2 protein-coding genes are annotated in these 4203 nt (G+C 38.4%); both read right to left on the reverse strand.

The features are described from left to right. Nucleotides 1-3920, reverse strand: a 3920-nt coding sequence (locus tag ACSV4D_RS17990; protein ID WP_439229371.1) for an MBG domain-containing protein, incomplete at its 3' end; no start/stop codon positions are given. 99 nt (nt 3921-4019) lie between these two features. Next, nucleotides 4020-4203 (reverse strand): hypothetical protein (locus tag ACSV4D_RS17995; RefSeq protein WP_439229372.1); only part of this gene is annotated, 184 nt, incomplete at its 5' end.

The following is a 4203-nucleotide window of genomic DNA, read 5'->3' on the forward strand; positions in this document are numbered from 1 at the left end:
GAAACGCTGTAAGTAAACGTTGGATCAACTGTTCCGTAAACTTTAGTCTGAGAAGCATCAGCTGTAACTGTAATTGGCTTTGCTGTGATAGCAAAATCTTTAGCCACATAAGTAATACTATAGTTGTTTCCTGCGCTTAAGGTACCTTGCGTAATAGCATAGTTTCCGATGTTTTCTCCGGCATCTCTTGTCAGCGTTCCTGTAAAACTATCTCCAGATAATAAATCAGGTGTTACTGTGTATGTTAAAACAGGATCATTCTCGCCGTATATTTTTGTTTGAGAAGGGTTAGCCGTTACCGTAATCGGAATTTTAACTAAATAACTTGTGCTCTCAACTGCTGAGCCAAAATCAACACCATCTCTTGGTGTCACTTCAAAGCTGATGTATTTGTTTGCATCTGTAGCAATTAAAGTGTAGGTATTCGATGTTGCATTTACTATAGTTACTTTGTTAAGCCCCGTATCGTTATCAGAACGGAACCATTTAAAGGTACTTCCGCTTTCTGTATCGTTTTCTACATCATTATAGCTGTAAGTAGCTGTTAAGGTCTGTCCTACATTTAGCGTACCACTAATAGCTAATTCCGTTGCGTTTGGCGCATCGTTAATGGGTGTGATGTTGATGCTAATAATGCCTTCGGCAGTTTTATCGCCTCCTGTACCAGTATTGCCATTGTCACTAACTTTAAATGTAATACTTGCCGCATTCTTTCCATTAACGTTAGTTGCTGGTATGTACCAGGTATTTGAAGGTTGGTTAAGGTAATTATTGATATTTGTTAGTGAGCCTGTAATACTTATTGTACTTGTTAAGTTTCCGGAAGAGGTAATTCCTGTTCCACCAGCAAAATCGAAAGTTCCGGAAGTAGCCGTAAGTGTTACTGTAAGGTCTGCAGACCCGGCATCTGCATCGCTGATAGTTACACTACTAAGATTCATTTCAGCTTCCTGCTGATCTTCCGTAAATGTTAAAGTAGCTGGAAGTCCATTAATTACAGGAGTATTGTTTACTGCTGTTCCACTGGTTGTAAAATTAACCTCGTTTCCATAACTTGTTCCGACACTATTAACGGCATAAGCCCGCACATAATAGATTGTTGAAGCCGTAAGGCCAGCAATAGCTTTCGTGAAAGCACCCGTTCCTGTACCGTCTTGAACTTTGGTATTTGAAGTGGTTGGGTTAGTAGTGGTGGCATATACAAAACCACGTTCGGTTACTGTTGCTCCGCCGTCAGCCGTAACATTACCGTTGAAAGTGGCACCAGTTGAGGTGATGGAAGTTACTGCTGAAGTGGTTAGACTTGCGATAGTAGTAACAGGTGCTACTGAAGTTATGGGTGACCCGCCAACCCAGTTAGAAGTAAAACCACTTAGGGTAAAATTACTTAAAGTGGCTGCTGCACCATTTCCTGTTAACTCGGGTAAACTCATTACTCCTGTATTATTACCATTTGCTGTTCCCTGATTGAAATCGTAATAACGCACCAAACCTGTAGAAGAAGGAGATACTTCTGTATTTTTCTGTGCTTGAATTTGTACCTGTGTTTTTGCAAAATTCCAGATACGAAGTTCGTCCAATGTAAAGCCATTTAATCCATAAATACCTCCTATGGTTACATTGTTAATAGGTAAAACGGCTCCATTAAATGCTTGTGTTCTTATTAAAACACCATCGTAATAAAAGTTGATGGAACTGCCATTGGATGTAATGGCATAATGTCTCCATGTGGCTTGCTGAACAGAAGAAATATCCCCTTCATCTACACCATTAGCCCAGGCCTGATAAGTAGTAGCCACGGAAGCAGACGGAGTGATTGCTAAGGTTTGCGTACCATAATTGGAGCCAACGTCATAATTATCCATATAAACCCCAGGTTCAGTACCAGAGTTCTGCCAGTAAATTCCCTGATACTGTTTATTTGCATCAACAGGAGACTGATATTGAGATTTTAGCCAGAATTCGATGGTAAAACTTGTAGGAGAGATACCAGATAGATTATTAATTTTGGCATCGCTGTCAAAATGAAGTGCATTGTTGGATGAAGGGCTTACATCTGATGAAGTTGTAAAACTTTCCTCATTTCCATACGCTGTTCCAGCGCTATTAATCGCATAAGCTCTTACATAATAGGTTGTGGAAGCCGTAAGTCCTGTAATAGCTTCTGAGAAAGTATCTGCTCCGGTTCCGTCAGTTACTTTGGTATTAGCAGTAGTAGGATTGGCAGTAGTTCCATAAACAAAACCACGCTCGGTTATTGTTGCTCCACCATCTTCTGTTACGTTCCCGCTGAAAGTAGCGTCATTTGTTGTGATGGAAGTTGTTACTGATGTGCTGACGCTTGGGAGAACAACCATTGCTGCAGGTCCAAATTCCATTACAAAAATCAAATCTCTATCTGCTACAGCTGCTCCACCGAAGTATAACTGTCCTCCACTATAGATACTTGCAGAAGGATTATTATCACTGTAATAAATTTGAACCTTATTTAAAGGATTTCCTTCAAAGCCAAATGTATATTGAAGCCCATTTGAAACCAGTATATTCTGACTAGACAGGTCAATTGTGATATAATCATTCAGTGAAGTTGCCTCCTTAAAAATACTAGTTGGAATGTCTATGGTTTTTAAAATAGTACCCGAAAGCCCATTCCCTTCTCTGATGGTCATAGTTACTGTACTTACAGGATAAGCTGAACCTGCTGCATTAGTCAATAATTTTATCGCATTTATTTTTCCATCTACACAAGCCGTGAAGCTTTGACTAAACAATTCATAACTATCAGCCACAGGAGCAACTGTAGAGTTTATTGTGCATTCTTCGGTTATCGATTCAGTAGTAAAACTAACCTCATTTCCATAGACTGTTCCTACGCTGTTAATGGCGTAGGTTCTTACATAATACGTAGTGGAAGCTGTAAGTCCGGTAATAGCTTCTGTGAAAGCCCCTGTTCCTGTTCCGTCTTGTATTTTGGTATTCGAAGTAGTTGGGTTAGTAGTGGTTGCATATACAAAACCACGTTCTGTTACCGTTGCTCCACCATCAGCTGTTACATTGCCGTTGAAAGTGACATCAGTTGCGGTAATGGAAGTTACTGCTGAAGTGGTTACACTTGGAGCAGAAACTGATACAACAGCAGGCTCAAAATCAATATCATCTAATCCTATCCAATAATAGCCAGAACTTGGAGTTTTAATCTGAAAGCGGACTTGGTCAATATTTTCCCAACTACTGCCAAAAGTTAAAAGCCCAGAACTAGCACCCAATGCGGCTGAATAAAAGTTTGAATAAACAATCGCATTATTTTCCAAACCATAAGTGCCAGCAGACAACATATTTACATCCACCGATACTTTTGGTGTTCCATTATCATACCCAATGATTGTGTATTCTGAGGCATAATCTCCTGATTCTGGATAAGTTTCAATTTTTAAGGAGACAAGTTTAAAATTAGTTGAATTGTCAATTTTGAAAAACTCAGCATATCCTCCTGTTTCGGATGTATTATTTCCAATAAGTATCGCTCGGCCTGAAAAAGCTGGATTAGGAGAAACATCGGATGCTCCACGAACTGATGAAAACCTGTCAGCTCCCGGACCTCCAGTATATCTAACTCCATCTATATCTGTAGAGGTATTACCCCATAAATTATCGATTGGCTGTGAATCAAAATTCTGATCTGGCGGGGTGATAAAATTCTCCACTCCAATCCACATTCTGCTGAAAATGTTGAATCCATTGGTTAAGCAAAAGTTTGATTCATTTGGAGAAGCACTTAGAATAGCATTTTTCATCGGTATTCGAGTGTTGCTAATTGGAGTATTTTCAAAAGTATTATTCTCAAATCGGGTTTTAGCTGTAGTATTTAATGAATAAACACAAAGAAACCACATTAAAATAAAAGTAAAGTTTTTTTTCATAAGCAGGGGTAAAATTTTGTAGCCAAATATACAATAAACAAAATATAAAATTTAAAAACACTATTGCTGTTTTGGCTTTTTTTATTGCTTCTTAATATTTTAATAACAATCATTTTTGAATTGATTGATTTTAGACAGAAAAATAAATTCAAAGTTTAGATAAAAACGGATCTCTTTTGAACCTGACCCGTCATATCCACTAGTTTTAATATTCTTTACAAAAATAGTCCAAAACAAAAACCCTGTTTCTATCGAAACAGGGTTTATAGCATCTGAAACAAGT

Origin of the sequence: Flavobacterium sp. ARAG 55.4 (genome assembly GCF_051846875.1) — a bacterium.
Taxonomy (GTDB): domain Bacteria; phylum Bacteroidota; class Bacteroidia; order Flavobacteriales; family Flavobacteriaceae; genus Flavobacterium; species Flavobacterium plantiphilum.